Source organism: Aidingimonas lacisalsi, from assembly GCF_008079445.1.
Lineage (GTDB): Bacteria > Pseudomonadota > Gammaproteobacteria > Pseudomonadales > Halomonadaceae > Aidingimonas > Aidingimonas lacisalsi.
Genome location: NZ_VRYH01000004.1, coordinates 237,744 through 263,494, shown reverse-complemented (window position 1 = coordinate 263,494; position 25,751 = coordinate 237,744). Strand labels below are relative to the sequence as shown.

At 56.0% G+C, this 25,751-nt stretch carries 25 protein-coding genes; 17 read left to right on the top strand and 8 right to left on the bottom strand.

What is annotated here, in order from left to right:
• The 4 genes from FVV99_RS10300 to yidD all read left to right on the top strand — a co-directional run bounded on the left by FVV99_RS10300 (position 1) and on the right by yidD (position 2,248).
• On the top strand, positions 1 to 1,005 hold the full coding sequence (locus FVV99_RS10300; protein WP_148253988.1) for an alpha-L-glutamate ligase-like protein: 1,005 nt from the start codon (positions 1 to 3) through the stop codon (positions 1,003 to 1,005).
• A gap of 70 nt (positions 1,006 to 1,075) precedes the next feature.
• Positions 1,076 to 1,507, top strand: a complete 432-nt coding sequence (locus FVV99_RS10295; RefSeq protein ID WP_407921340.1) for a Fur family transcriptional regulator — start codon at positions 1,076 to 1,078, stop codon at positions 1,505 to 1,507.
• 22 nt (positions 1,508 to 1,529) lie between these two features.
• Positions 1,530 to 1,973 (top strand): phosphoribosyl-AMP cyclohydrolase, encoded by a 444-nt coding sequence (hisI, locus tag FVV99_RS10290; RefSeq protein WP_148253986.1) that lies wholly within the window; start codon positions 1,530 to 1,532, stop codon positions 1,971 to 1,973.
• Positions 1,973 to 2,248 (top strand): membrane protein insertion efficiency factor YidD, encoded by a 276-nt coding sequence (gene yidD / locus FVV99_RS10285; protein WP_148253985.1) that lies wholly within the window; start codon positions 1,973 to 1,975, stop codon positions 2,246 to 2,248. Before hisI ends, yidD begins: the two co-directional genes overlap by 1 nt.
• A gap of 11 nt (positions 2,249 to 2,259) precedes the next feature.
• On the opposite strand, the gene FVV99_RS10280 is transcribed toward yidD, so the two are convergent.
• Positions 2,260 to 2,688: a SufE family protein gene (locus FVV99_RS10280; protein WP_148253984.1), complete on the bottom strand. Its 429-nt coding sequence runs from the start codon at positions 2,686 to 2,688 to the stop codon at positions 2,260 to 2,262.
• An 18-nt stretch (positions 2,689 to 2,706) separates the two neighbouring features.
• Positions 2,707 to 3,297 (bottom strand): Fe-S biogenesis protein NfuA, encoded by a 591-nt coding sequence (gene nfuA, locus FVV99_RS10275; protein WP_148253983.1) that lies wholly within the window; start codon positions 3,295 to 3,297, stop codon positions 2,707 to 2,709.
• 193 nt (positions 3,298 to 3,490) lie between these two features.
• On the opposite strand from nfuA, the gene metH reads away from it, so the two are divergent.
• The 4 genes from metH (at position 3,491) to FVV99_RS10255 (ending at position 10,848) form a co-directional block, all read left to right on the top strand.
• On the top strand, positions 3,491 to 7,198 hold the full coding sequence (gene metH / locus FVV99_RS10270; protein ID WP_148253982.1) for a methionine synthase: 3,708 nt from the start codon (positions 3,491 to 3,493) through the stop codon (positions 7,196 to 7,198).
• 9 nt (positions 7,199 to 7,207) lie between these two features.
• Complete coding sequence (locus FVV99_RS10265; RefSeq protein ID WP_148253981.1) at positions 7,208 to 8,536, top strand: MATE family efflux transporter; 1,329 nt, start codon at positions 7,208 to 7,210, stop codon at positions 8,534 to 8,536.
• Positions 8,537 to 8,693: 157 nt separating this feature from the next.
• Positions 8,694 to 10,346, top strand: a complete 1,653-nt coding sequence (locus FVV99_RS10260; RefSeq protein WP_148253980.1) for a nitrite/sulfite reductase — start codon at positions 8,694 to 8,696, stop codon at positions 10,344 to 10,346.
• On the top strand, positions 10,339 to 10,848 hold the full coding sequence (locus FVV99_RS10255) for a DUF934 domain-containing protein (protein WP_148253979.1): 510 nt from the start codon (positions 10,339 to 10,341) through the stop codon (positions 10,846 to 10,848). The genes FVV99_RS10260 and FVV99_RS10255 overlap by 8 nt, the downstream gene beginning before the upstream one ends.
• Positions 10,849 to 10,887: 39 nt before the next feature.
• Here FVV99_RS10255 and smrA read toward each other — a convergent pair whose 3' ends face one another.
• The gene (gene smrA, locus FVV99_RS10250; protein WP_148253978.1) at positions 10,888 to 11,475 is read right to left on the bottom strand and encodes a DNA endonuclease SmrA; all 588 of its coding nucleotides are present in this window, start codon (positions 11,473 to 11,475) and stop codon (positions 10,888 to 10,890) included.
• Positions 11,476 to 11,578: 103 nt separating this feature from the next.
• On the opposite strand from smrA, the gene FVV99_RS10245 reads away from it, so the two are divergent.
• From FVV99_RS10245 to pdxH, 4 genes are all read left to right on the top strand, one after another.
• Positions 11,579 to 11,992, top strand: a complete 414-nt coding sequence (locus FVV99_RS10245) for a gamma-glutamylcyclotransferase family protein (protein WP_148253977.1) — start codon at positions 11,579 to 11,581, stop codon at positions 11,990 to 11,992.
• A 161-nt stretch (positions 11,993 to 12,153) separates the two neighbouring features.
• Positions 12,154 to 12,783, top strand: a complete 630-nt coding sequence (gene wrbA / locus FVV99_RS10240; RefSeq protein ID WP_148253976.1) for an NAD(P)H:quinone oxidoreductase — start codon at positions 12,154 to 12,156, stop codon at positions 12,781 to 12,783.
• Positions 12,783 to 13,178 carry a DUF2069 domain-containing protein gene (locus FVV99_RS10235; protein ID WP_148253975.1) on the top strand — a complete coding sequence of 132 codons (396 nt, stop codon included), beginning with the start codon at positions 12,783 to 12,785 and terminating at the stop codon, positions 13,176 to 13,178. The genes wrbA and FVV99_RS10235 overlap by 1 nt, the downstream gene beginning before the upstream one ends.
• 94 nt (positions 13,179 to 13,272) lie before the next feature.
• A complete protein-coding gene (gene pdxH / locus FVV99_RS10230; protein WP_148253974.1) occupies positions 13,273 to 13,914 on the top strand; it encodes a pyridoxamine 5'-phosphate oxidase in 642 nt (213 codons plus the stop codon).
• A gap of 95 nt (positions 13,915 to 14,009) precedes the next feature.
• Here pdxH and FVV99_RS10225 read toward each other — a convergent pair whose 3' ends face one another.
• The 4 genes from FVV99_RS10225 to FVV99_RS10210 form a co-directional block, all read right to left on the bottom strand.
• Positions 14,010 to 14,885: a glycine betaine ABC transporter substrate-binding protein gene (locus FVV99_RS10225; protein WP_201745067.1), complete on the bottom strand. Its 876-nt coding sequence runs from the start codon at positions 14,883 to 14,885 to the stop codon at positions 14,010 to 14,012.
• A gap of 156 nt (positions 14,886 to 15,041) precedes the next feature.
• On the bottom strand, positions 15,042 to 15,863 hold the full coding sequence (locus FVV99_RS10220; protein WP_148253973.1) for an ABC transporter permease: 822 nt from the start codon (positions 15,861 to 15,863) through the stop codon (positions 15,042 to 15,044).
• Positions 15,863 to 17,065, bottom strand: coding sequence for a quaternary amine ABC transporter ATP-binding protein (locus FVV99_RS10215; protein WP_148253972.1), 1,203 nt, complete (start codon positions 17,063 to 17,065; stop codon positions 15,863 to 15,865). Before FVV99_RS10215 ends, FVV99_RS10220 begins: the two co-directional genes overlap by 1 nt.
• Positions 17,066 to 17,329: 264 nt before the next feature.
• The gene (locus FVV99_RS10210) at positions 17,330 to 20,077 is read right to left on the bottom strand and encodes a bifunctional acetate--CoA ligase family protein/GNAT family N-acetyltransferase (protein ID WP_148253971.1); all 2,748 of its coding nucleotides are present in this window, start codon (positions 20,075 to 20,077) and stop codon (positions 17,330 to 17,332) included.
• Between the two features lie 106 nt (positions 20,078 to 20,183).
• Between FVV99_RS10210 and FVV99_RS10205 the strand changes: the two genes are divergently transcribed.
• Positions 20,184 to 21,119, top strand: a complete 936-nt coding sequence (locus FVV99_RS10205; protein ID WP_148253970.1) for a histone deacetylase family protein — start codon at positions 20,184 to 20,186, stop codon at positions 21,117 to 21,119.
• A 153-nt stretch (positions 21,120 to 21,272) separates the two neighbouring features.
• A complete protein-coding gene (locus FVV99_RS10200) occupies positions 21,273 to 21,905 on the top strand; it encodes a helix-turn-helix domain-containing protein (protein ID WP_148253969.1) in 633 nt (210 codons plus the stop codon).
• An 8-nt stretch (positions 21,906 to 21,913) separates the two neighbouring features.
• Here FVV99_RS10200 and FVV99_RS10195 read toward each other — a convergent pair whose 3' ends face one another.
• Positions 21,914 to 22,756 carry a formate dehydrogenase accessory sulfurtransferase FdhD gene (locus FVV99_RS10195; protein ID WP_148253968.1) on the bottom strand — a complete coding sequence of 281 codons (843 nt, stop codon included), beginning with the start codon at positions 22,754 to 22,756 and terminating at the stop codon, positions 21,914 to 21,916.
• 120 nt (positions 22,757 to 22,876) lie between these two features.
• On the opposite strand from FVV99_RS10195, the gene FVV99_RS10190 reads away from it, so the two are divergent.
• The 3 genes from FVV99_RS10190 (at position 22,877) to FVV99_RS10180 (ending at position 25,750) form a co-directional block, all read left to right on the top strand.
• Positions 22,877 to 23,320 (top strand): DUF3305 domain-containing protein, encoded by a 444-nt coding sequence (locus FVV99_RS10190; RefSeq protein WP_148253967.1) that lies wholly within the window; start codon positions 22,877 to 22,879, stop codon positions 23,318 to 23,320.
• Positions 23,317 to 23,949, top strand: coding sequence for a DUF3306 domain-containing protein (locus tag FVV99_RS10185; RefSeq protein WP_161598986.1), 633 nt, complete (start codon positions 23,317 to 23,319; stop codon positions 23,947 to 23,949). Before FVV99_RS10190 ends, FVV99_RS10185 begins: the two co-directional genes overlap by 4 nt.
• An 88-nt stretch (positions 23,950 to 24,037) precedes the next feature.
• Entirely contained in the window at positions 24,038 to 25,750 is a 1,713-nt protein-coding gene (locus FVV99_RS10180) for a 4Fe-4S binding protein (protein ID WP_148253965.1), read from the top strand.
• Position 25,751 lies beyond the last annotated feature (1 nt).

Below are 25,751 nucleotides of genomic sequence, written 5' to 3'. Positions count from 1 at the left end.
ATGTTCAACTGGACATCCCCGCGCAAGTTGTCGGCCAAGGGCATCATCGGCATGAATCGCCGCAACATACGCTATATCGGGCGATACAATAATCGCCGCCTCTACCCGCTGGTCGACGACAAGCTCAAGACCAAGCTGTTGGCCCATGAACATGGCATCACGACACCTGCCTTGATCGGAACGGTGACGACACAATTCGATGTCAAGCATATCAGTCGCATTGTCTCTGGGCAGCCGGGATTCGTCATCAAACCGGCCAAAGGCAGTGGTGGGAAAGGTATCCTCGTCGTGGAACACGTCGCGAACGATGCCTATGTCAAGCCGAGTGGTACCCGGCTCGGTCGGGGTGATCTCGAACGACATGTCTCCAACATTCTTTCGGGATTATATTCGCTGGGCGGTTCACCCGATGTCGCCGTCGTTGAAGCGCTCATCAACTTTGATGAATCGCTGACTGAATATACTTATGAAGGTGTCCCCGATATTCGCGTCATCATCTTCCAGGGTTACCCCGTCATGGCCATGATGCGTCTGTCTACCGCTGCCTCGGATGGCAAGGCGAACCTGCATCAGGGTGCCGTTGGCGTTGGGTTGGATATTGCAACAGGAACGGCATTGCGTGGTGTGCAGTTTGACCGATCGCGAAGCGATCACCCTGACACTGGGCATGAATTGGCCAGCCTCAAGATTCCAGGGTGGGATACCCTGCTGCTGCTGGCCGCCGGTTGTCATGAAATGACCGGGCTCGGTTATCTCGGTGCCGACATGGTGTTGGACCGGGATCATGGACCGATGTTGCTTGAACTCAATGCCCGCCCAGGACTCGCCATTCAAATGGCCAATGGTGAAGGCCTTCGTCCTCGACTCGACTTGATCGAACAACAGCCTCCTCACGTTGATGCGAAATCCCGTGTTTCTTTTGCCCAGCAGCATTTCGCCCGCCGTGGTGAATTGCATCCCACCATGAACAATACGCCTGGTACAGTCTCCGTATCGGCTAGCTGACGAGCTCCAGCCCACGTAGAATGTCGGCGTTACGTTCGATGAAATTAGGCTTTTCATGCCCGATACCGCCATGCTTATACAACAAGCTGAACGCCAGTGCCAGAATCGCGGGGCACGCTTTACGCCGATTCGACGCCGAGTGCTGGAAATGATTGCCACGGCTAGTGGTGGTCTCAAGGCATATGAGTTGCTCGACAAACTAGCCGTCGAGCACGGTGCTGCACGCCCCCCTACCGTCTACCGAGCGCTGGACTTCTTGATCGAGCAAGGCCTTGTGCATCGTATCGAGTCGCTGAATGCTTACGTCGCCTGCCCTTGTCCCGAACACGTACATGGCTTTCAATTACTGATTTGTCGCTCATGCGGACGTGTCGAAGAATTGCATCTCGATGATGTCAACTCTTTGCTTGGTGAGCAGGCACGCGCCCTCGGCTTTCGCGTCGAGCGGCAAACCATCGAGCTACAGGGGCTATGCGATCAGTGTGGTATGACACGCCCTTGACGCAACGAGGATACATGAACTTATGAGCCAGCTATTCAAAGAACTAGAGCGAGATGACGGCGCAGAACGGCTGCTTGCCGATGTTCTGGATGCTGTTCAGTGGAATGCCGACGGCTTGCTCCCCGCTATCGCTCAGCAGCACGATAGTGGTGAGGTGCTAATGATGGCCTGGATGAACAGGGATGCGCTGGAGGAGACGTTGCGAACGCAGCGCGTTTGTTACTGGTCCCGCTCTCGCGCTAAATTATGGCGCAAAGGCGAGTCATCGGGACAAGAGCAGCGTCTCAAGTCAGCCAGCCTGGATTGCGACGGCGACACCTTGCTGCTCCAGGTCGAGCAGGATGGACCCGCATGCCATACGGGACGCCGTAGCTGCTTTTACGTGCGACTCGATGACGATGGCATGGCGCGTATCAACCAGGCCCCCATGATGTCGCCAGAGACGCTCTACGCGGATCATTCGTAATGTCACTGCACTGGCTCAAATTACTGGTACGAGGGTCCTTGATTGGCCTGCTCAGGGGCTATCAGTATCTGATCAGCCCTTTGCTGGGCCCTCGTTGCCGCTTCTGGCCAAGTTGCTCACAATACGCTGTAGAGGCCATACGAGCGCATGGCGCATTCACTGGAGGCTGGCTAGCACTCAAGCGCGTCGTAAAATGCCACCCGTGGCATCCCGGCGGAGTTGACCCCGTGCCCTGCCCCGATCACAGACCGACCAGCCGCAGCAGACACCGCTAAGGCCAATGCTGCTACGCTGCCGTTTCTTCCTTGGCGGTGTCATAGATACGGCCGAGCATGGCGTGCAGCCCATTGCTCCGTGTCGGCGAAAGATGCTTATCGAGCCCCAGTGCGTCCAGAAAACTGGGGGGGGTCTGAATGATTTCATGCGGCGGGCGATCATTATAGATGCGCATCAGTACGGCTATCAGCCCGGATACGATCGCGGCATCCGATGTCGCATCGAAGTGCAAGCGCTCGCCATCGAACCGATGATGCATCCAGACGTTGGACTGACAGCCCTGAATCTTCAGGTCGTCCGTTTTCCACTCATCGGGAAAAGCCGGTAGCTGTTTTCCCATGTCGATAATGTACTGATAACGATCCATCCAGTTATCGAATATATCGAATTCATCCACCAGCTCTTCCTGGGCTGCCTGAGGGCTCGGGATCGATGTCATAAGCGGCGTATTATACAGTTAACGGTAGTAAGCTTGGCTGGTGTCGGTATGGTCCGTCACGTCACGGATGCCGGCCAATTCGGGGACACGCTCAAGCAGCGTCCGTTCGACGCCGTCCTTGAGTGTCAAGTCGACGGCAGCACACCCTTGGCATCCCCCGCCGAATTGCAACACCGCCAGGTTGTCATCGGTCAACTGGATGAGACGCACTTCCCCGCCGTGCGAGGCCAACCCGGGGTTGATCTCACTGAAAAGGACGTAGTTGACGCGATCTTCCATGGGACTGTCGGCGTTGACCTTGGGCATCTTGGCATTCGGTGCCTTGATGGTCAGTTGCCCTCCCATGCGGTCGGCGTTGAAATCGACCACGGCCTCTTCCAGGAATGGCAGGCTGTGTTGGTCCAGGAAGACATTGATCTTGTCGAGTTCGAGTTTTTCGTCAGTGGGTTCCTCTTCGCCCGGCCGGCAGTAAGCCAGGCAGGTTTCTGCGTAAGGCGTACCTGGTTGAGTGATGAAGATACGAACGGCGATGCCCTCGACATTCTGCTTGTCGAGCAGCTCTGCCAGGTACTCCTGGGCACTATCGGTAATTTGAATGCTCTCGCTCATGACGCTTGGATCCCAAAGGCTGAGAACGGATTTGCCTCTAATGATAAGAAAAACTGGCGTCTGACACAATCCCGAGTGAAATACTCAGGCATGACCGATGTGAAGAGGCATGGTGCTTTCTGATATAGTGGCTTGGCTATCTCATTTCGACATCACAACGAAACGCATTTCGATGCGGGAGATTTGATTTTATATGGCTATTGCCTTTACCCCCGTGACTGACCAATTGAACGCAAGCCTGGCAGAACGCATTCTGATACTGGATGGCGGCATGGGGACCATGCTGCAGAACGCCGATCTCAGCGAAGAAGAGTTTCGAGGTGAGCGATTCAAGGACTGGGCTGGGCAACTCAAGGGCAATAACGACCTTTTGTCGCTAACCCAACCGGAACTGGTCAAACGCATTCATCGGGACTATCTCGAGGCGGGTGCGGACATCATCGAAAGTAACACTTTCAACAGTACGCGCCTGTCGCAATCCGATTACGAAATGGAGTCGCTGGTCCCCGAACTCAACCGTGAATCGGCCAGGCTGGCTCGCGAGATATGTGACGAAGTCGCCGAGGAAACCGGTATTCCTCGCTATGTGACTGGCGTCCTGGGCCCGACCAGCAGAACAGCCTCGATATCGCCGGACGTTAACGATCCGTCGAAACGTAACGTCACGTTCGACGAATTGCGAGAAAATTATCGTGAAGCGGCGGAAGCTCTCGTCGAAGGTGGGGTCGACCTGATCCTGATCGAAACCATCTTCGATACGCTCAACGCCAAGGCAGCCGTCTATGCCCTGGAAGAGATGTTCGAAGCCCATGGAGAGCGTGTTCCGGTAATGATTTCCGGCACGATCACCGATGCATCGGGGCGCACACTCTCGGGACAGACGACAGAGGCTTTCTGGAACTCCATCCGACATGCCCAGCCTTTCTCCATTGGCTTGAACTGTGCCCTGGGGGCTGAAGAGCTGCGCCCCTATATCGAGGAACTCTCGAACAAAGCTGATACCTACATATCTGCCCACCCCAATGCCGGTCTGCCCAACGAATTCGGTGAATACGATCAAACGCCTGATGAAATGGCGGCTATCGTTTCCGAGTTCGCTTCCAGCGGGCTGGTCAATATCATGGGTGGTTGCTGCGGCAGTACACCGGAACATATTCGCGCCGTTGCCGAATCCATTCGTGGCCTGGCGCCCCGCCAGATTCCTGAACGTCCCAAGGCATGCCGCCTGTCTGGGTTGGAACCCTTCAACATCGACGCGGACTCCTTGTTCGTCAACGTCGGGGAACGAACCAATGTGACGGGCTCTGCGCGCTTCAAGCGCTTGATCCAGGACGACGACTACACCACAGCACTTGAAGTTGCCCTGGAACAGGTCGAGAACGGTGCCCAGATCATCGACATCAACATGGACGAAGGGATGCTCGAGTCCGAGGAAGCCATGGAGCGCTTTCTCAAGCTGATCGCCGGTGAGCCTGACATTTCGCGGGTGCCGATCATGGTCGACTCTTCCAAGTGGGAGATCGTTCAGGCAGGTCTCAAGTGCGTTCAAGGCAAGGCCGTGGTCAACTCCATCTCGCTCAAGGAAGGGGAAGACGCTTTTCGTGAGCAAGCCACCGCCTGCCGGCGTTTCGGGGCAGCCATCGTGGTCATGGCCTTCGATGAAGAGGGACAGGCCGATACCTTCGAACGCAAGACCGAAATCAGTGAACGCGCCTACCGCATTCTCGTCGATGAACTGGACTATCCTGCCGAAGACATCATCTTCGATCCCAATATCTTCGCCATCGCGACCGGGATCGAGGAACACAACAACTATGCGGTGGACTTCATCCAGGCGACCCGGTGGATTCGCGACAATTTACCCCATGCCATGATCTCGGGGGGCGTCTCCAACGTCTCTTTCTCGTTCCGGGGCAACAACCCGGTGCGCGAAGCGATCCACTCCGTGTTCCTCTATCATGCCGTACATGCCGGCATGACGATGGGGATCGTCAACGCCGGCCAACTCGCCGTCTACGATGATTTGCCCGAAGAGCTGCGTGAGACCGTCGAGGATGTCGTGCTCAATCGCCGTGACGACTCGACGGAACGGCTGCTGGAGATCGCCGATAATTATAAGGGTGATGGTAGCAGCGCCAACAAACAGGAAGACCTCGAATGGCGCAGTTGGGAGGTCGAAAAGCGTATCGAACATGCGCTTGTCAAAGGCATCACTGCCTACATCGAGGATGACACCGAGGAGGCCAGACAGCGTGCCGAGCGCCCTATCGAAGTCATCGAGGGCCCCTTGATGGACGGCATGAACGTGGTCGGCGATCTATTCGGTGAAGGCAAGATGTTCCTGCCGCAGGTCGTGAAATCCGCCCGCGTCATGAAGCAGGCCGTTGCCCTCTTGATCCCGTATATCGAAGCCGAGAAGACAGCCGATACCAAGCCCAAGGGCAAGATCGTCATGGCAACGGTCAAGGGCGACGTCCATGACATCGGCAAGAACATCGTGGGCGTTGTCCTGCAGTGCAACAATTACGATGTCGTGGATCTGGGCGTCATGGTACCGACTGAAAAGATCCTCCAGACTGCCAAGGAAGAGAAAGCTGATATCATCGGGCTCTCCGGTCTGATCACACCGTCGCTTGACGAAATGGTGCATGTCGCCAAGGAAATGAAGCGTCAAGACTTCGATCTCCCCTTGCTGATCGGTGGTGCAACGACATCCAAAGCGCATACCGCCGTGAAGATCGAACCCCAATACGATCATCCGGTCATCTATGTCACGGATGCGTCGCGTGCGGTTGGTGTAGCAGGACGGCTGTTGTCGGACGAACTCAAGGACACCTACGTGTCCGAGATTCGCGAAGAGTACGAAAAAGTTCGTGAGCGTAATGCGAAACGTCGTCCGAAAGCCGCGGATGTGAGTTATGAAGAGGCCCGTAAACGCAAGTTCGCGCCTGACTGGAGTGAATTCACGCCCCCAGAACCTGCATTTACCGGACTCAAGGCCTTCGACGATTATGATCTCGATACACTTGTCGAGCGCATCGATTGGACTCCGTTCTTCATGAGCTGGCAGTTGTCGGGCAAATACCCGAAGATTCTCGATGACGAAAAAGTGGGCGAAGTCGCACGCAATCTATTCGATGACGCTCAGACCATGCTACGCAAGCTGGTCGATGAGCGCTTGGTGGAAGCGCGTGGTGTCATCGGCCTGTGGCCGGCCAATACGGTCGACGATGACACCATAGAGGTCTATGCCGATGAGACGCGTACGGAAGTCATCGAGCGCCTGCATCATGTTCGCCAGCAAACGTCGAAAAACCGTGGTGGCATCTGCTATAGCCTGGCCGATTTCGTGGCTCCCAAAGATGATGGTGTCAGCAAGCCCGACTGGATTGGCGGCTTCGCGGTGACTACCGGTCATGGTGTCGATAAATTGGCCAAGCGCTATGAAGCGGAAGGCGATGACTACAATGCCATCATGGTCCAGGCGCTTACCGACCGTCTGGCCGAGGCATTCGCCGAGCATATGCACGAGCGCGTGCGGAAGGAATTCTGGGGATACGTACCGGATGAAGCGTTGCCCAACGAGGAGTTGATTGCTGAAAAGTATCAAGGCATACGCCCTGCCCCCGGCTACCCAGCGTGTCCGGACCATACCGAGAAGCGCAAGTTGTTCGAGCTCCTCGATGCCGAGCGCCATACGGGATTGACGCTCACCGAGAGCTTTGCCATGTGGCCTGCTGCGGCCGTCTCGGGCTGGTATTTCGCGCATCCCGAGTCGAAGTACTTCTCGACGGGCAAGATCGGGCGCGACCAGGCGGAATCGTTGGCGGAACGCAAACAGATGTCGCTTGCAGAGCTGGAGCGCTGGCTTGCGCCGGTACTGTCGTACGATCCATCGTAACAGGGTCACATGCTGCCGGAACGCTCTCGCCGCCATGCCATCTTGAAACTAGCCCTGCCAATCATTGGCGGGATGCTGTCACAAAGCGTACTCAACCTGGTTGATGCTGCGCTTGTCGGCACGCTAGGGAAAGAGGCCTTGGCGGGAGTCGGTATCGGCGGCTATGCCATGTTCCTGGTCACTGCCGTCGTGTTTGGACTGTCATCCGGCGTTCAGGCACAGACGGCAAGACGCCACGGTGAAATGGCCTGGGACCGACGGGCGACGGCCCTGAACGCCGGTCTGGTCATCGCCCTGGTGGTTGCCCTGCCGCTTTCGGTACTCTGCTTGTGGCAGGCTCCCTGGCTGATGTCGCTGATCACTCAAGAAGCCAGTGTCAGCGATATCGCCGTAGAGTACTTTCGCTGGCGTGTCATCGCCTTGGTGGCGATCGCGATGATCTTCTGCTTCCGAGGTTATTGGAATGGCATTCAGCGAACGGGACTTTATTTAGGCATTATCAGCATAACGCACTTGGTTAATGTCCTGGCGAGCATCGGTTTCATTTTCGGTCACGCAGGATTACCGAAAATGGGGGCTGCCGGAGCCGGGGCCGGCACGACGGTGTCTATCACCATCGGGGTGTGCATCTGGGCTGTCTATAGCCTTCGTCATGCCACCACAAGCGGCTTCCTGGTACATCGCCCACCACCAAGGGTGTTTGCCAACACACTGCGTCTGGCCGTGCCCCACTCCTTCCAGCAACTATGGTTTGCCGGTGGGTATGCGGTACTATTCTGGATACTCGGTCATCTGGATACAGCCAGCGTGGCGGTGGGCCATGTCCTGGTCAATCTGTCGTTGTTTCTGATCCTTCCCGGCGTGGGATTGGGATTGGCCGCCATGAGCCTGGTCGGCCAGGCTATTGGGCGTGACGAACAGAGTGACGCCCACCGTTGGGGCTGGGATGTCGTCCAGGTCGCCTGGGCCGGCTTGGCATTGCTGGCCCTACCGATGCTGTTGTTCCCGGATCTCGTGCTGAACCTGTTCCTGACGGAACCGGACTTGATCGATATGGGACGCCTTCCCCTGCAACTGACGGCATTGATGATTGTCCTTGATGCCGCAGCATTAGTGCTGGGGCAAGCGCTCCTTGGAGCGGGTGCAAACCGCACCGTCATGACGACGACTCTGACGACTCAGTGGCTGGTATTTCTGCCACTGGCTTGGTGGGTGGGAATCGTACTTGGCTACGGTCTACTGGGAATCTGGTGGATGCAGCTCGCCTACCGTTGTCTCAACTCCCTGTGGTTCGCACTGATATGGCAACGTCGACGCTGGCAGGAGCTGGTGCTGTGACCATGAACGGCACCGGGTAGCCAGCTTGCGGCATGGCCACTTATAATGCTTCAATAAATTTCTATGACCATTTATTCTTTCATAGAATAAACAGATAGGAGTATGGTACGTTTCACGGCATATTCCTTCATTCGCCCTGACTAGCAGGACTGTCTGAATGTATCGGTACGACACCTACGATCAGACGCTCGTCGATGAGCGTGTCACCCAGTTCCGCGATCAAATGGAACGCTATATGGCTGGGCGCCTGGGGGAAGATGAATTCCGCCCTCTGCGTCTGCAGAATGGTCTGTATATCCAGAAGCATGCCCCCATGCTACGGATAGCCATCCCTTACGGAATGCTTTCCAGTCGCCAACTACGGGCGCTGGCTACCATTACACGTCGTTATGACCGTGGATACGGTCATTTTTCCACACGCCAGAATCTGCAGCTCAACTGGCCGAAACTGGAAGATGTGCCCGATATCCTGGCGGAACTGGCGCAGGTTCAGATGCATGCCATTCAGACGAGTGGTAATTGCATTCGCAATACGACCAGCGACCAGTTCGCCGGTATCGCCGGTGACGAAGTCGAAGACCCACGGCCCTGGTGTGAACTGATTCGACAGTGGTCGACCTTGCACCCCGAGTTTGCTTATTTACCACGCAAGTTCAAGATCGCCGTTACCGGCGCCAATGCCGACCGTGCAGCCATTCAGGTGCATGACATCGGGCTACGCCTATGGCGCAATGCGCAAGGTGAACTGCGCGTCAAGGTTCTCGCTGGTGGTGGCATGGGCCGCACACCGATGATCGGCGATGTGGTGCGTGAAGACCTCCCCTGGCAACACTTGCTGACTTATCTGGAAGCGTGTGTCCGTGTCTATAATCAGTTCGGTCGCCGTGACAACAAGTTCAAGGCTCGCATCAAGATTCTCGTCAAGGCGCTGGGGACCGAAGAGTATCGCCGACGCGTCGAAGAGGAGTGGGCCCATCTCAAGGATGGTCCGCAAACGCTTACCGACTCTGCTGTGGAAGCGGCTCGATCACATTTCCCGGAGCCGGAGCGTCGTTCGGTCGACGACCGAGCCATCACGCAGTTCAGTCGTTTAATTGATGAAAGTCGTGCGTTTGGGCGCTTCGTCACCAATAACGTCACTGATCATAAAGTGCCCGGCTACAAGGCAGTCACACTGTCGCTGAAACGTCGTGAGCACGCTCCTGGTGATGTCACTGCCGATCAAATGGATGCCATTGCCGATCTTGCCGATACGTACAGTTTTGGCGAGATTCGCGTCACTCACGAGCAGAATGTCGTGCTCTCCGATGTGCCAGTCGATCAGCTCGAAGCACTATGGCGTGCCCTTGACGACCTCGGAATGGCCAATCCTACCGTAGGGACGTTGAATGACATCATCTGCTGCCCTGGTGGCGACTATTGCAGCCTTGCCAATGCGGTCGCGATTCCGGTCGCTCAGGCGATTCAGGAACGTTTCGAGGATCTCGATTTCCTGTATGACCTGGGGCCGTTGGATCTGAATATTTCAGGCTGCATGAATGCCTGTGGTCACCACCATGTGGGACATATCGGCATTCTTGGCGTCGACAAGAAAGGCGAAGAGTATTATCAGGTGTCATTGGGCGGTAACTCGACTGACGATGCCTCGCTAGGCAAGATACTCGGCCCTTCGTTCTACAGAGAAGACGTACCTTCCGTGATCGACAAGGTGCTACAGGTGTACGTCGAACAACGCCAGGACGATGAAATCTTTCTCGATACCTATCGCCGTATCGGTATCAAGCCATTCAAGGAGCGTGTCTATGCCTGACAGCCAACTCGAGAAAGCGCGGACCTTGATCAAGCTTGGTCAACCCGAGGAAGACACATGGTCCTTGTCGCGTATCGAGGACGAAATGCCAAGTTCGCGTCCCGTCATCATTCCCCTCGCGCTCTGGATGGAGCAGCCGCTGGATGAGGCATTGGCACCCTGGCTGCCAAGTGATACGGAACTGACCGGAGAGTTGGCCAGGATATTGGCCAAAGCACCGCTGGTTGCCATCGATTTCCCCGCTTTCACTGACGGCCGCGGCTATACACTCGCCCGTTTGCTCAGGGAGCGATATGGATATCAAGGAGAAATCCGCGCAGTGGGTGACGTACTGGTCGACCAACTGTTCTACATGAGCCGTTGCGGCTTCGATGCGCTGGCGCTTCGTGATGACCAGCGCCTCGATGACGCTCTACGAGCCCTGGGAGCTTTCAGTGTCAGTTACCAGCCAGCGGTCGATGTCGATGAACCGTTGTTTGCCCGCCGGTTGAAACAAGCTTGAGTCTTCGGCCCGGGCATACGGTACCGGGCCATTTTTTCCTTACCCACGACGCTTTTGCTGTCGCTCTCGATTTCGCGCCCTCGCCTTCTCGGATTTCTTCAACATGACATAAGTCGTTCCCAGCCCTCCTCGAGACGCTGGCGCCGAGGTATATGCCTGCACTTCTTCAAACTGGCATAGCCATTTGGCCACATAGGATCGCAGGACATTGGCACGACTGTCGTCATGTTTGCCACGCCCATGGATCAACATGACACAGCGCATGCCATGGTCGTACCCTTCCTTGAGGAACTGGAAAAGCTCGCGCCGACATTCTGCCAGGGGGCGTTTGACCAGATACAATTGTGCATCGGGCATGTAGTCGCCATGACGTAATCGATCGAACACGCCGATCTGAATGCCGTCGCGGCGGAACTCCAAGGGATCATGCGATCCGACGAGCTCAACGAAATCGTCGGAGAGGTAGTTGTCTTCATCCACCGCGTGTTCAGCATTCGCCCGTCGAGCGATCTGAGCGGGAGACGGAGCCGCGGGCTTGCTGGATGACAAGTCTGCCTTATCGCGCCCTTGAAAGAGAGGTTGCACATCGCTCATCTCGCGCTGGAAGTCGAGGTCATCCTGCTTCATGTCAACTTCCTCTCTCAGTGAACTCTTTGCGATTCTACCAAAGCGTGCAAAGGTGGCGACAGTTGATGTCCAGTCACTTGAGGCATAGTCGCCCGGAGTACTCATGCATCGTTGGCGCTATCTAGTGGTTGCAGTCCTCGGTAGTCTCACTTGCGTGGCTTTTTATCTCTGGCTCACCATGCTGAGCCCGTTTTTTTATGATCGTCCTGATGATCTCGAGGCAATCGAACCCGGTCCCCATCAGGTGTTTGTTTATGGCACGTTACAGTATGCTCCCGTACGCTGGTTGGTCTATGGACGATCCGGCAATCCGGAAACCGCAATTCTGCAAGGTTATCGACGCAAGGGATTGGACCTGGTCGAGTCCCCAGACACAGAGGTTGAAGGCTATCTCCTCACGGTGAATCAGACCGAGCTGGCTCGCCTGGATCGTTATGAACGCTTGGGACAGCGTTATGAACGACAGCGCCTTCAGCTAGCCGATGGGACCCGAGCATGGGTCTATATACGGCTATGACGGCGCATGTTTCATGACGTCTTCGTCGCAGTGTATAGTGAGCACGCTTGTCTTCCATACGATCAAGAAAGGTATGGCAACAGCGCCCCATAAGCCGAATTCACGGTGAAACAATACCCAGGCTGACCACCGAGGGATCCTACGACATCAGGGAGCCGAGCATGAGCACAAGCAAGACAGAACCGCCCTATGTGCTGATCTTGTACTATTCTCGACATGGTGCCACCCGCACGCTGGCGGAACAGATTGCCGCCGGTGTCGAGTCTTTGGCGGGTATATCGGCTCGCCTACGCACGGTTCCCACAGTGTCTGCAACATGTGAAGCCGTAGCCCCTTCGATTCCCGATGAAGGAGCCGTATATGCCAGCCTGGAGGACCTACGACATTGTGCCGGTCTAGCGTTAGGAAGCCCAACGCGGTTCGGCAACATGGCATCGGCTCTCAAACACTTCCTTGATGGGACGACGGAGCTTTGGGCCAATGGCGCTCTGATCGATAAACCGGCAACGGCATTTACCTCCAGTTCCAGTATTCACGGTGGCCAGGAAACGACGTTGATCAGCATGCTGCTACCACTTCTTCACCAAGGTATGGTCTACGCTGGCGTACCGTATAGTGAAATGGCCTTGTTCAACACCTCCAGTGGTGGAACGCCTTATGGAACGAGTCACTTGGCTGGTCCTCGTAGTGAACGTCCCGTGGATGAACAGGAGCGTCAGCTGGCCCAGGCTCAAGGCCGCCGGCTGGCCCGTCTAGCACTGGCGTTATCTTCATTGCAAGAGGCTGATTGATGCGACAACGCGTTGAGGCACTGGAAGCACGATACGGTTTGGATCACCTGGCACATCGCTCTCGTCAACTGGTCATCGGAAGCTATGTTGTTCTGCTGGCGCTGCTGGGATTTGGCGCGCTGCGGGTTCAGGAATACACCGATAACGGCATATTACCCCTGCTGGTCCGGCTCGTTCCTCTCGTTTTATTCCTCCCTAGTATCATGACCCGACGTCCACGAGGACATGCCTGGCTGGCCTTTGTCAGCCTGCTCTATTTCATGCAGGGCGTCATGGTCACGACCTTACCCGGCTTCGGTATAACCGGAGTCCTGGAAAGCCTAGCAGCGATAGGTCTGTTCTTGGGCAGCACCGGGTTCGCCCGTTTCCGCAGCCGACAACTCAAACGCGGGTGACTAACGCGCTTCTGAGTACGCTGCAATGACAAAGAGACATTGAGCATGCACCTGCCAGCGGCCATGATAGAAATATACTTCTCGGGAGATAGCTATAATGCGTGATATCGCCGACATTCGACGCGACTACGAAGGTGGACTGCTGGACGAGTCAGTGACGCCGGACGCTCCATTGCCGCTGTTCGAAGAGTGGTTGGCACTAGCACTGGATAGTGAGGGTGATGACGGGAATGTCATGACGCTAGCGACGGCCGACAGTCAAGGCATCCCCCACGCTCGTATCGTTCTCCTCAAGGGAGTGGATGAACGCGGTCTGGTGTTTTATACCAACTATCACAGCCATAAGGGCAGTGAGCTGGCAAACGTCCCCCACGCCGCCCTGGTATTCTGGTGGCCTTCGCTGGGGCGCCAAGTGCGACTCGAAGGCAGTGTAGTACAGATTCCTGAACAGGAATCGGATGCCTACTTCGAGACCCGTCCGCGGGGTAGTCAATTAGGTGCCTGGGTTGCCACCCAAAGCGTCGAAATTCCCAATAGACATTGGCTGGAAGAGCGTCGTCAGCGCTTTGAACAGGTTTATGACAATCAGAAAGTCGACCGTCCGGCCAACTGGGGTGGATACCGTGTCACTCCGGAGATGATCGAGTTCTGGCAGGGCCAGCCAAGCCGTTTGCATGATCGGATAAGATACCAGCGCCGTGATGACCAATGGACGAAAGTCCGCTTGGCGCCCTGACCGGCATGGGTCTCAACACATAGTATCGTCAACGACGAAGCCGGCCCTATTGGCCGGCTTCGTTGCTGGATGGCTGTTCCCAACAATCATGGGTATTAATCGGCCAACCACTCTTCCACGACATCCTGGTTGTTTTCGACCCACTGCTTGGCATTCTCGTAGGGATCGGCATCCTCTTCCTGGTTCATGAGCATGACTTCGCCCATTTGCTCCGGAGTCCACTCGAAGTTATCAAGGATTGCGTAGGCTTCAGGCATATCCTCTTTCAACCCTTTACGAACCACGGTATGGATCCGTTCAGCGTCACCATACACATTTTGCGGATCGTCGAGATACTTCAGTTCCCAACGAGAGAACATCCAGTGAGGTGTCCAACCCGTGACGACGATAGGCTCGTCGTTCTCGATCGCCGTGCTCAGTGATGAGGTCATGGTCGCACCACTGCCGCTACGCAAATCGACATCGAGATCGTACTCTTCAAGCACTGTTTCCGTCTGAGACATCAGGCCGGCACCCGGATCGATTCCGATAATCTCACCGTTAAGCTCGTCAGCGTGATCGTTGATATCTTCAATGGACTCGAGGTCAGAATCCGCCGGTACTACCAGTCCCAGTTTGGTGCCTTCAAAATTGGGGCCGAGATCCTCGACATCGTCCTTGGTCTGCTCCAGATAATTCTCGTGCGTCGTCGGCAACCAGGCAGCAACCATCGCATCGGCATCGTCATGAGCGATTGCCTGCCACATGGCGGAGGCTGACAGAGAATTAATCTCGACATCATAGCCTTGCTGTTCCAACACGGCACGGACCACATTGGTAGAAGCAACCTCGGAGGACCACTCCACATAGGCCAGTTCCACCGTTCCCTTGTCCTCTTGCGCATGCGCCGAACCGGCTGCCAGGCCGAGACCAGCGGCAAGAGCCAGTGCGCTATAACGCATGGCCATAGGCTTGGGGGTTTGTGTCAACATTGCGTACCTCTCCTTATCTTGCTCCATGCTTCGTATTGAGCGGCTCGAGATGCGAACCGCTCCCCTACTACTTGGTTCTGATCGGTACTGATGTATCCTGCATCTTATTCGGTGGTTAAGTCCAGGAATGGTCAGCCGTTACTCGACGCCCGGGCGTCACTTGCGTAACGCCTGGGTCAGGCGATCCAGGATCATTGCCAATATGACCACGGCAATACCAGCTTCAAAGCCATCACCCGGACGCAGCCGTTGAATAGCCCGCCATACTTCGTTACCGAGCCCATCGGCACCGATCATGGCCGCAATCACGACCATCGATAACGCCAGCATGATGGTTTGGTTGATACCTGCCATCACTGTAGGCAAAGACAGTGGCAATTGCACCTTGAGCAATTTCTGTTTACGAGTCGACCCGAATGCGTCGGCTGCTTCAATCAACTCCGTGGGGACTTGGCGTATCCCCAGCGTCGTGAAGCGGATGGCCGGTGGCATGGAGAAAATGACCGTCGCGAAGATCGCCGATACCGACCCGATACCGAAGAAAGGAATGGCAGGTATGAGGTAGACGAACGCTGGCATCGTCTGCATGAAGTCGAGTACCGGCATCAGCGTGCGATACAAACGCTCGGACAACGCGGCAGCGATACCGACTGGAAGCGCGATCGACACAGCCACGAGCGTGGCAATGACGACGAGAGTCAACGACTCGATCATGGGATCCCAGAGTTCCAGATTCCAGATCAATGCCAAGCCTGCCGCGGCGCCAATGGCTAGCCGGGTACCGGCGACTTTCCAGCTAAGCAAGGCAATGAGTGCCATCAGTACCCATTCCGGCAACCACATCAAACTGTCGTTGAGAGCTTCGATGCCGGTCTGTGTGACACGCGAGATAGCACGAGTAACCACCGAGTATTCCGATGTCAGAAAGTCTAGTCCGCCTTCAATCCACTGACCCAGCGGAATGCGTGGAAATTCCATCAGTTGTCTCCTGATTCTGCCAGTTCAGCCAATACGGCGCCTTTCACCACAACGCCGAGTAGACGTTTATCCTCATCCACGACAGCGATGGGGAAGCTCTTCTCGCTGAACATGGCAAAAAGATTGTGCAATGGCTCATCGGGGCCGACACAGGCAAAGTCCTGATGCCACACGCTGCTGATATCCTGCTTGCCCTCTTTGGTCGCCTGGTCAGCGGCATCGACCTCGACAAGCCCCAGCAATTTGCGCTCACGACTGGTCACATAGATGGAATCCAGGCCGTTTTCGCTCATCTTGCGAAGCACAGTGCGAGGACCATCGTCTTCTCTGGCCGTCGCTCGTACCGGACGCATGGCATTGCGCGCGGTCAGGATGCGCGACATATCCACGCCTTCTATGAAGCGCTCGACATACTCATCGGCAGGCTGAGTCAGAATTTGTTCGGGCGTACCGATCTGCACGATTTCGCCATCCTTGAGCAGAATGATGCGATCACCGATGTTCAGTGCTTCGTCCAGATCGTGCGTGATGAAGACAGTCGTCTTCTTCATGCGATGTTGTAATTCCAGCAGTTCCTGCTGCATATCCTTGCGGATCAAGGGATCAAGTGCGGAAAAGGCCTCATCCATCAGCAACACGGTGGAATCATTGGCCAGCGCCCTGGCCAGACCGACACGCTGTTGCATGCCACCGGATAGCTGGTTAGGCAACGCGTCTTCCCACCCATCTAGTCCAACTTGTTTAAGGGAGTTCCTGGCCTTTTCGGCGCGCTCTTCTTTCGCTACCCCACGGATTTCCAAGCCATACTCAGCATTCTGCTGCACTGTACGGTGAGGAAACAGTGCAAAGTTCTGAAAAACCATGGAAAAATGCCGACGACGACACTCCAGCAGTTCTTTGTCGCTGAGTTGCGGGATATCCTCTCCATCGATGACGATTTCGCCTTCGGTCGGCTCGATCAAGCGATTGAGGCAACGGATCAGAGTGGATTTGCCGGAACCGGACAGTCCCATGATCACCAGCAACTCACCCTCATGGACATCGAAGTCTATCTTGGAGAGCCCTAATGTCAGGCCGGTCTTTTCGAATATCTCGGGACGTTTCAAGCCCTGGTCGCGTAACTCGAGACCTTTCTTCGGGTTGCTCCCGAAGACCTTGCTCAAGTTTCGGACCTTGATCTTCACGGATTGTGTGTCGGTCATCTGATTTGCCTGTTATGCCATTTCCAGGCACGCACGAGAAGACGTGATCTTCCCCTTCCCTTGCGTACCAATACCACCCTATCGTGCTGCTTCGGGCAGAACGCGTTTTCGTCTATCCATTATTCTGGCGCGTATCATAATTTTTTATTGGAGGCTCATCAAATCAGAACATTTGATGATCAACCGGGATATCGGCACAGTGGGGTATCATAGCTTGTCGGTTCGCGGGCTGTCTCGCCTGTCTACCAACGCTACCGTAATCGGCTAATCCGGCCGGCTCTCGAGACGGTGGCGTTGCCAATCCGTCTCGGGCTCATTCAGGCGCAAGCTGACATCGACGACCTGCTCCTCCATGTTGTAGCGCATACGAAAACCTAGATGCTTCATCAGTGCACGCATGGGGTGATTATCGAGCATCACCTTCCCCTCCATCTCCAGCGTGCCGACATTGGTGCAATAACGGATCATTTTGTTCATCAGAAGGCTGCCCAACCCGACACCATGCAGGTCATCCCGGATGATGACCGAGAATTCGGTACGAATGTTGTCAGGATCGTTCCAGACACGCACGACACCAAGCATTTCCGGTTGTCCATCCTCCCGTTCATGCTCGGCGATGAAGGCCATTTGTCGATCGTAATTGATATGGGCCAAGCGGGATAACTCACGCTTGCTCAGGTCTGTCTTGTGCTGAAAATAGCGAAAACGAATGCTTTCTTCAGAAAGCTGGGTATGAAAATTCGTGATCAAGGGCGCATCTTCCGCACGTATCGGACGTACCTCTACACGCATGCCGTTATCCAGCGTTACCCACTCCCGCAACTCTTCGGGGTAAGGCATGATGGCATGGCGTGATGGTGGGCCAAGATCCATCGCAAAATCCACCGCGCTCAGGCCCTCGCGATTGAGCAACAGTGGATTGATCTCTAGCCCTCGCAATTCGGGCATGTCCGATGCCATTTGCGACAGCTTGACCAATAGTTGCCCAATCCGATGAATATCTCGTTCCGGGTCACGTGAGTGTTCGTGAATCAGGCGCGAAGCATGCGTGCTGGCAATCAAGTCGTTAGCGAGTGTCATGTTCAAAGGCGGCAATGCCACATGCCGATCGGCCATCACATTGACCTTGTAACCACCAATACCGAACACGATGACAGGACCAAAGACCGGATCCCTGGTGATACCGGTGCACAATTGCAGTGAGTGTCTGCCGCGTAGCATGGGTTGCAGGCAGTATTCATGCACTTCGCTGTCCGGAAATTTCTCATGCACCTTGGCGCTGAGACGATGGATACCTTCAGCCACTTGCTCTGGTGTTTCCAGATCCTGAAGTAACCCCGAAGACAATTTATGCGGATGGCGTCGATACCGATACGGTACACAGTTGTACGCATGAACGATCTTCACGGCCAGCCGGCCATTGAATTTGGCAGCGATCGCCGCCCCCTCCTCGGCCGTCGTGGCATAGCGGCTGGTCGCAGTAGCCACACCGTAGGCAGCGAGCACCATCGCGGTTTGTGAATGTGTCAGGCTAGAATGTCCCAATGCCTTGGCTTCGGCGATCAAGTCATGGCAACGGTTGCGAATTTCTGCCGTCGTGGCAAACGGTAAACTGGGCGGCGTTGCCTGAAGTAGCGTCTGTACACGCTGGTAATCCACCATATGCATGAAGGCCTTGACTGCCTTCTCTGGGGAAATGTAGGTGGGAATGCCTGCCAGGTTGCTTTCATGGCGTGCCGCCAGAGCTTCCTCCAACCCCATCCAACTGGTCAGCAAGTTCCGCTTGAAATGCTTGCGGTTGGCAATGAGGGCTTCCGCGGTCGTCTTCGATGGAGCAAGGCGTGTTGGTGCATGAACCACGAGTACCGCATCGACATTGGGATCCTTCGCCACGACAGTCAGTGCATCGACGAAACTCTGTGGTGTGGCGTTACCGCCCAAATCTACTGGGTTGCTGCCCGGCAGACTCATGTCCACATCGTCTTTGAGCAAGCCGTCACGTGTGGACACATCGAACGTGGCGAGTTTACCTCCTGCATTGATCAATTTGTCGATGGCCAGAAGCGCCGGCCCGAGACCGTTGGACACAATGGCCAGGCGATCTCCACGCAGGGGTTTCATACGGGAAAGCGTTTCCAGCGCATCAAACAGTTCATCGGAGTCATCGACGCGTACGACCCCTGCCCTGGCCAATGCGGCATCGACGATGACATCCCGATTGTCGACACCCGGCGTCGGTGGCAAACCGGACAGCTCCGACTGGTGTGTCCGACCGCTCTTGATGGCCAATACCAGTCGATTGCGTGACGCTTCACGAAGCGCCGTCATGAAGTGCAATGCATCATGGATACGTTCCAGATGCAACAGGATGGCCTGGCTCGGGGAGTGCTGGTTGATATAGTCGATCAAGTCAGGGATCAGCACATCGATACTATCCCCCAGCGTCACCAAGTGCGAAAAACCGATGCCTCGGCCGGCAGCCCAATCGATCATGGCATTGCCTAGCATGCCCGATTGTCCGAGGTAGGCAACCCGCCCAGGCTTGACCGGTTGACTGGCATAAGTCGCATTGAGCTTGCGGCCAGGCACGATCACGCCCAGACATTCCGGTCCCAGCACGCGAATGCCCGAGCGACGGGCGGCTTTCAACATGCGTTCACGAATCGAACCACCATCCTCGCCCCGATCATCGAGGAAGGCGCCGCCCGAAAGCACCATGGCGGCCCGGACACCAAAACGCCCCAGCGCTTCGATCAACTCGGGAACCGTGGCTACAGGAGAACATATGACCGCCATGTCCGGCACATAGGGCAATTCGGCTACGCGCTTGGCGCAAGGCACACCATAGACGTCGGCATACCCTTTGGGATTGACGACATGCAGCCGCCCTGGGAAACCGCCTTCCTGGAGGTTGCAGATGACCAATCCCCCCATGGAGTAAGCTTTTTCCGACGCACCGATCACGACCAGGCTCTGCGGTTCAAGGAAGTGTCGTAGAAAACGCGTTCCCAACGCTTATCTCCCGATCCGAGTAGGATTACTATGTACGATGCATTGACACCGTCGTGCAAGAGGCTTCCTATTGCAAGACGGATTCGTCAGTCCAGTGGAGCGCTGCATGATCACCGCCTATCTGACCCATCGCGATTACTATCTTCATCACATGGGGCCGGGACATCCAGAGTGCCCTGCCCGCCTGGAAGCGATTCAAGCTCGACTGGCGTTGGCCGGGGTCTTGCAACAGACCATGCAGTTCGATGCCAAACCGGCAACCGATGCACAACTCGTCAGTGTCCACTCCTTCGACTACCTCAAAAGACTGGAGCAGCGCCAACCGACACACGACTGGGCCGAGTTGGATAGCGACACGATACTCAATCCGCATAGCCTTTCGGTTGGTCGTATGGCTGCCGGCGCTGTCATTGCCGGTATCGACAAGGTATATCGTCAACAGGCTGACAATGTCTTTTGCGTGGTACGCCCGCCGGGACATCACGCAGAAGTGGCTAACGCCATGGGCTTTTGCTTTTACAACAATATCGCTGTTGGAGCGGCCTATGCCAAAACCCGCTATCGTGCCAAGCGCATTGCGATCGTTGACTTCGATGTCCATCAATGCAATGGAACGATCGATATCTTCAAGAATGATCCCAATGTATTGATTTGCACCAGTTATCAGCACCCTTTTTATCCGTGGCGTTATCTTGAGGGGACATTCGATAATGTGATTAACACACCGTTGCCGGCCGGCGCCGATAGCGATGTGTTTCGTCGCGCGGTGGAACAGCAATGGCTACCGGCTCTGCACGATTTTCAGCCTGATCTGGTACTGATATCGGCGGGATTCGATGCCCACCGCAACGACCCAATGGCCGAGTTATGTCTCGAAACGATCGATTATCACTGGATTACCCAGCAGATCATCGAGGTGGCTGCCTTATATGCCGACAATCGGCTGGTATCGACCCTCGAGGGAGGCTACGACCTGGCAACGTTGGGGTTTTGTGCGGAAGCGCACCTCAAGGCGCTACTGGGGCAGCCTTTCTCGACATGACGAGCGATGTTTCCCATCATGGGGAAACTAGGTGACGCCGATGGATTCCCTCTCCGTGTGTCGTATTGCTATGACTCAAGCGATAACGGGCCAATCGGGTAGCAATTGTATGGTAGACTACCGGGAAAGAAAGTTTCCTATAGTGAACGCTTCATGACCGCCAGCAACGATCAAAATGCCGCTTTGCGCATCGCCTCAGGCCGCAAACCCTTCGTCGAACCGCTACGTCTGGGGGAGCGCCTCAAAGAAATTCGTCTTGCTCAGCAATGGACGCTGGACGATGTCAGCCAACGCACTGGCCTCGCCCGCTCGACGTTGTCCAAGATCGAGAACGATCAGATATCGCCGACGTTCAGTGCCGTGCAGAAACTGATCAATGGGTTAGGTATCGACTTGCCACAATTGTTGAGTCCGCCTAAACCGCAGAATGCCACGTCTGGACGCCGCGATCTGACCCGTGTTGGCGATGGACAGCGCCATCCTACGCCGACCTATGAGCATGAACTGCTCTCCTGGCAGTTGGCGCAAAAGCGCATGATTCCGTTCAAGACCATCGTGCGTGCCCGTCAATTCGAAGAATTCATGGAATGGGTGCGACATGATGGCGAAGAATTTCTCATCGTCCTGGATGGGGACATCATGCTCTATACCGAATTTTATGAACCATTGGCGTTACACCAGGGGGACAGCATCTATTTCGACAGTGACATGGGCCATGCCCTGGTTTCCCTAAGCGATGAAGATGCCGTCGTGTTATCTGTCTGTACGCGAGGCGACAGCCCTTGAGGGGCAACTCAACGACGGTCCCCGGGGCGTTTAGGGGGAATGGCATCATGCATCAGGCGACCGGCGCTACCGATCGCCTGGAACCGTCGCCCCTTGGCTCGGGCTATCAGCATCACGCCGAAGCGCTGGGCCAGCTCTACGCCCTTTTGCGTCACGCCCGATCGGGACACCAATACACTGATGCCCATTTGGGCGACTTTCAGCACCATCTCCGAGGTCAGGCGGCCAGTCGTGTAGAAGATATCGACCGGCTCACGATCGGAGGTACCTTGAAGCCATTGTCGACCTGCCAGGGTATCCACGGCATTGTGGCGCCCCACATCCTCGATGAAATCGATCACTTGATCCTGATGGCATAACGCACAGCCATGAACGGCACCTGCGCTTCGGTATGTTTCGTTATAGGCACCCAGGTTTTCCAGTAGTTGATACAGTACGGACTGCTCCACCACGGTGTCGGGTAGTGCCGTCATGTCCGTCGTCTCCAACAATCGTCCGAAGACCGTTCCTTGCCCACACCCTGTCGTTACGGTTCGTTGCCCCAGACGTTCGGCAAGATCCTCCGGTTCGTGCCCCGTCACTACCGCAGCAGCGCCTACATCCCAATCGACATGCACGGTCAGGAGATCGTCGTAACTGTGAATCAAGCCCTGGTTGCGTAGATAGCCAATGACCAACGCTTCTGGTTCCGCCCCAAGCGTCATCAGTGTCACGATTTCCCGGCGATTGAGATACAGGGTGAGTGCCCGTTCGGCGGCAATGGCCTGTTCACGGGGTTCCCCGAACTCATCAATGACCTCGATTTCCAGGGTGGTCGGCATTCGGGCGTGGCTTAACTGGAGATCACTCATGGCAACTTCTCAATTGCTAGTATGGCCCATTTCAGGCGTGAGAAAGACGACGGCTTGACCATCATTGCACGCTTGGCGCTTACTGTCGTCATTGTCGCTGCCAAACGCCAGGAGCTTTCGATGTCCAGGACACAACCGGTCATCAACAGCAGACGAACCCTGAGCCTGTCGCTCACTCGGCAACCTCGTACCGTCAAGGGGTTCACCATTGACCAATGGGAAATTGCCTCGCTGTCGCCGGGGTCGCAAGGCCCTCACGTGCTTGAATTGCAGCTTTACATGACCGAACGTGCTGCCTATCGCTTCAATTTGAATGGCGATTCTCCCCAGTTGTTCGTGTGTGGCGGCATGACGGGAGAACCTCCAGTTCCTTCAGCCATTACTGCCAGTCAGGAAGTGGCCGCGGCCTGGATGGACGGTGAACGCCAGGTACTCGACACCGACATGCCTCTGGCCATCCAGGCATGGATAGAAGCCTACCTTGCCCATCATGGCGAGGCCCCGGTCGAAGGCAGAAAGAAAAAAGGAAAACCCCATCCTCAACCCGAAGAGAAACAGTCATGAATCGGTTATCTCGTTGGTCCCGACGCAAACGTCGCCAGCCCGATGATGACGTGCCGGCACCTGAGGTGTCGGAATACGATGCGATGCCATTGGCCGAGGAATTGTCAGGCGAGGAGCACGATCAACCCTCGGCATCGTCATCCCCACCCCCTGAACCCGGCAGTCTTGACCACACCCTCCCCGACCCGGATGACCTGCCGCCAGGCAGTGATATCAAGGCATTTCTGGTTCCTGGGGTAAGTGCCGGCTTGAGGAAACGGGCATTACGACGCTTGTACCAAGCCCCGCACTACCAGATGCGTGACGGGCTCGATGATTACGATGATGACTATCGACAGCGCCTCAAGCCCCTTGCCCAAGAGGTGGCCAGTCGATTGCGGCGCTGGTCCGATAAGTTGGAAGAGTCCGTTCAGTCAACGCAAGATGAGTCATCATCCCAGTCTCCATCAGAGGCGGATGATAGGGAAACGGCATCACTGAGTTCGCACCACGACGGAGACCAAAGCCAGGAAGCAGGCGTTACAGACGAGGCATCCGCCGCATCGTCACAGATTGATGGTGACGAAGGCGTCGCCCCGTCGACACTCTCGTCCCAAGGTCGTGTTGGCAAAGGAGCGAAAAATAGCTAACACTGATGATAAGAAATTGATGAAATAGACAAGACGAACGCACTACATAACGACTCAGACGTTCGCTACTGGCTTGATTTGGGGAAACATGGACCAACGCATTATAGGTGCGGCCGTACTGGATGCCGGTGCCAATACACAGGCACGTGATACTGCAATGCAGCAGGTTTCCTGGCCGGTCAACCTGACACCCGCCAGCGTCGAGTACCAGAGCCGGGGCAATCTGCTCATCATCGGCACGCATGACGACTGCGTTGCGGCAGCAGACAGCCTGCAAGGGGACGGACTGGCTTCCGTAACGCTTCTCGCCTATGGGGAACGTCGTGATACCGAGGCGGTCGACGCCTCGACATGGCATATCGCCCAGGAACAACAGTCCATCGAGATTCAAGGATATCTGGGGGCGTTCGATGTCTGGCTCGACCATCCGGACGGCCCGATCAACCTGGCCAAGGCCGCAATCGGTCATCCTCATTTCGATCTGATACTGGACCTTGGCGCCTCGCCGCGATTGGATCTGGAACTCAACCCGCCCGGTTACTTTGCCTGCCACTGGCGCACCACCGAAGCCGAGAACGCGCTGCAGGCCATTCCCGAGCATATCGGTATCTTCGAAAAACCGCGCTATTTCCAAATCGATCATGATCGCTGTGCGCATGACAGCAGCGGCCATACCGGTTGTACACGTTGCCTGACGGTATGCCCTGCCGATGCCATCCGTGAACGACAGCAACGCATCGAGTCATGGATCGAAATCGACCCGTATCGCTGTCAGGGCGCGGGTAGCTGTACGTCAGTCTGTCCGACCGGGGCCATCCAGTACCGACTCCCTCAACCCCAACAGCAACACGATTACATCGGACGCATGCTGACCCGATACCGACAGGCCGGTGGCGGGCAGCCCGTCGTGCGATTCATCGAGGCAGCCCACCGTCAACGCGAGGCGTTCCCGACTCCCGGCCACTTGCTTGACGTACCGCTCGACGAATTGGGTGCCGGTGGCATGGAGCACTGGTTGGGGGCGCTGGTTGCAGGCGCTTGTGAAGTTCGTATCCATTGCCATGACGCGCTTCCTGCCAGCATCGTGACAATGCTCGAGGATCAATGGGAACAGACGCGTGCTCTGCTTGCCGCGCTGGGCCATTCGCCGGAACGCATGCAGATGCTGAGGGAGGACGATCAGGAGGCACGAGATGCCCTGCCACATCATAGCGATACCCTTGATACCGGCCACGCAAGCACCGAGGCAACGATACTCAGTCAGATCAGCCGAAGCAGCGAAAAACGTGACCGGCTCAATACTATCCTGGAGTGGTTGGAAACCCGGGGAACGGTCGATGGAGAACGCCATCCTTTACCTGGCGATGCTCCCTTCGGTGGTCTAGTGGTCGACGACCAAGCGTGCACCTTGTGCATGAGCTGTGTCGCAGCGTGTCCCACGCCGGCGCTGGCTTCCGGCGAGTCGACACCGCAGCTTCACTTCCGTGAAGCAGACTGTGTGCAATGCGGTCTGTGTGCCAGTGCCTGTCCCGAGGACGCCATTCGACTGACACCGGGATTTCTTTCGGCTCCCGAACGACACCAGCGGCACATCAAGCACGAAGAACCACCCTTTGAATGCATCAGTTGTGGCAAACCGTTCGCTACGATCAGCACCATAGAGACCATCAAGGCCAAGCTGGCAGATCACCCCTACTTTGCCGGCGATGCCATGGCGAGACTCGAAATGTGTGAAGACTGTCGCGTCAAGGACGTCTGGCGTGACATGGCTAAAAATCCTGAATCACAGTTGAAGGTATGAC

Excerpts from the sequence above, each read along its gene's own strand:
- FVV99_RS10205 (WP_148253970.1), top strand. The coding sequence starts at position 20,184 with ATGATCACCGCCTATCTGACCCATCGCGATTACTATCTTCATCACATG.
- FVV99_RS10300 (WP_148253988.1), top strand. The coding sequence starts at position 1 with ATGTTCAACTGGACATCCCCGCGCAAGTTGTCGGCCAAGGGCATCATC.
- smrA (WP_148253978.1), bottom strand. The coding sequence starts at position 11,475 with ATGAAGCAGGATGACCTCGACTTCCAGCGCGAGATGAGCGATGTGCAA.
- FVV99_RS10265 (WP_148253981.1), top strand. The coding sequence starts at position 7,208 with ATGCTGCCGGAACGCTCTCGCCGCCATGCCATCTTGAAACTAGCCCTG.
- FVV99_RS10185 (WP_161598986.1), top strand. The coding sequence starts at position 23,317 with ATGAATCGGTTATCTCGTTGGTCCCGACGCAAACGTCGCCAGCCCGAT.
- yidD (WP_148253985.1), top strand. The coding sequence starts at position 1,973 with ATGTCACTGCACTGGCTCAAATTACTGGTACGAGGGTCCTTGATTGGC.
- metH (WP_148253982.1), top strand. The coding sequence starts at position 3,491 with ATGGCTATTGCCTTTACCCCCGTGACTGACCAATTGAACGCAAGCCTG.
- FVV99_RS10220 (WP_148253973.1), bottom strand. The coding sequence starts at position 15,863 with ATGGAATTTCCACGCATTCCGCTGGGTCAGTGGATTGAAGGCGGACTA.
- FVV99_RS10200 (WP_148253969.1), top strand. The coding sequence starts at position 21,273 with ATGACCGCCAGCAACGATCAAAATGCCGCTTTGCGCATCGCCTCAGGC.
- FVV99_RS10280 (WP_148253984.1), bottom strand. The coding sequence starts at position 2,688 with ATGACATCGATCCCGAGCCCTCAGGCAGCCCAGGAAGAGCTGGTGGAT.
- FVV99_RS10190 (WP_148253967.1), top strand. The coding sequence starts at position 22,877 with ATGTCCAGGACACAACCGGTCATCAACAGCAGACGAACCCTGAGCCTG.
- FVV99_RS10225 (WP_201745067.1), bottom strand. The coding sequence starts at position 14,885 with ATGTTGACACAAACCCCCAAGCCTATGGCCATGCGTTATAGCGCACTG.
- nfuA (WP_148253983.1), bottom strand. The coding sequence starts at position 3,297 with ATGAGCGAGAGCATTCAAATTACCGATAGTGCCCAGGAGTACCTGGCA.
- FVV99_RS10195 (WP_148253968.1), bottom strand. The coding sequence starts at position 22,756 with ATGAGTGATCTCCAGTTAAGCCACGCCCGAATGCCGACCACCCTGGAA.
- FVV99_RS10235 (WP_148253975.1), top strand. The coding sequence starts at position 12,783 with ATGCGACAACGCGTTGAGGCACTGGAAGCACGATACGGTTTGGATCAC.
- FVV99_RS10215 (WP_148253972.1), bottom strand. The coding sequence starts at position 17,065 with ATGACCGACACACAATCCGTGAAGATCAAGGTCCGAAACTTGAGCAAG.
- FVV99_RS10245 (WP_148253977.1), top strand. The coding sequence starts at position 11,579 with ATGCATCGTTGGCGCTATCTAGTGGTTGCAGTCCTCGGTAGTCTCACT.
- hisI (WP_148253986.1), top strand. The coding sequence starts at position 1,530 with ATGAGCCAGCTATTCAAAGAACTAGAGCGAGATGACGGCGCAGAACGG.
- FVV99_RS10180 (WP_148253965.1), top strand. The coding sequence starts at position 24,038 with ATGGACCAACGCATTATAGGTGCGGCCGTACTGGATGCCGGTGCCAAT.
- FVV99_RS10295 (WP_407921340.1), top strand. The coding sequence starts at position 1,076 with ATGCTTATACAACAAGCTGAACGCCAGTGCCAGAATCGCGGGGCACGC.
- FVV99_RS10260 (WP_148253980.1), top strand. The coding sequence starts at position 8,694 with ATGTATCGGTACGACACCTACGATCAGACGCTCGTCGATGAGCGTGTC.
- FVV99_RS10255 (WP_148253979.1), top strand. The coding sequence starts at position 10,339 with ATGCCTGACAGCCAACTCGAGAAAGCGCGGACCTTGATCAAGCTTGGT.
- wrbA (WP_148253976.1), top strand. The coding sequence starts at position 12,154 with ATGAGCACAAGCAAGACAGAACCGCCCTATGTGCTGATCTTGTACTAT.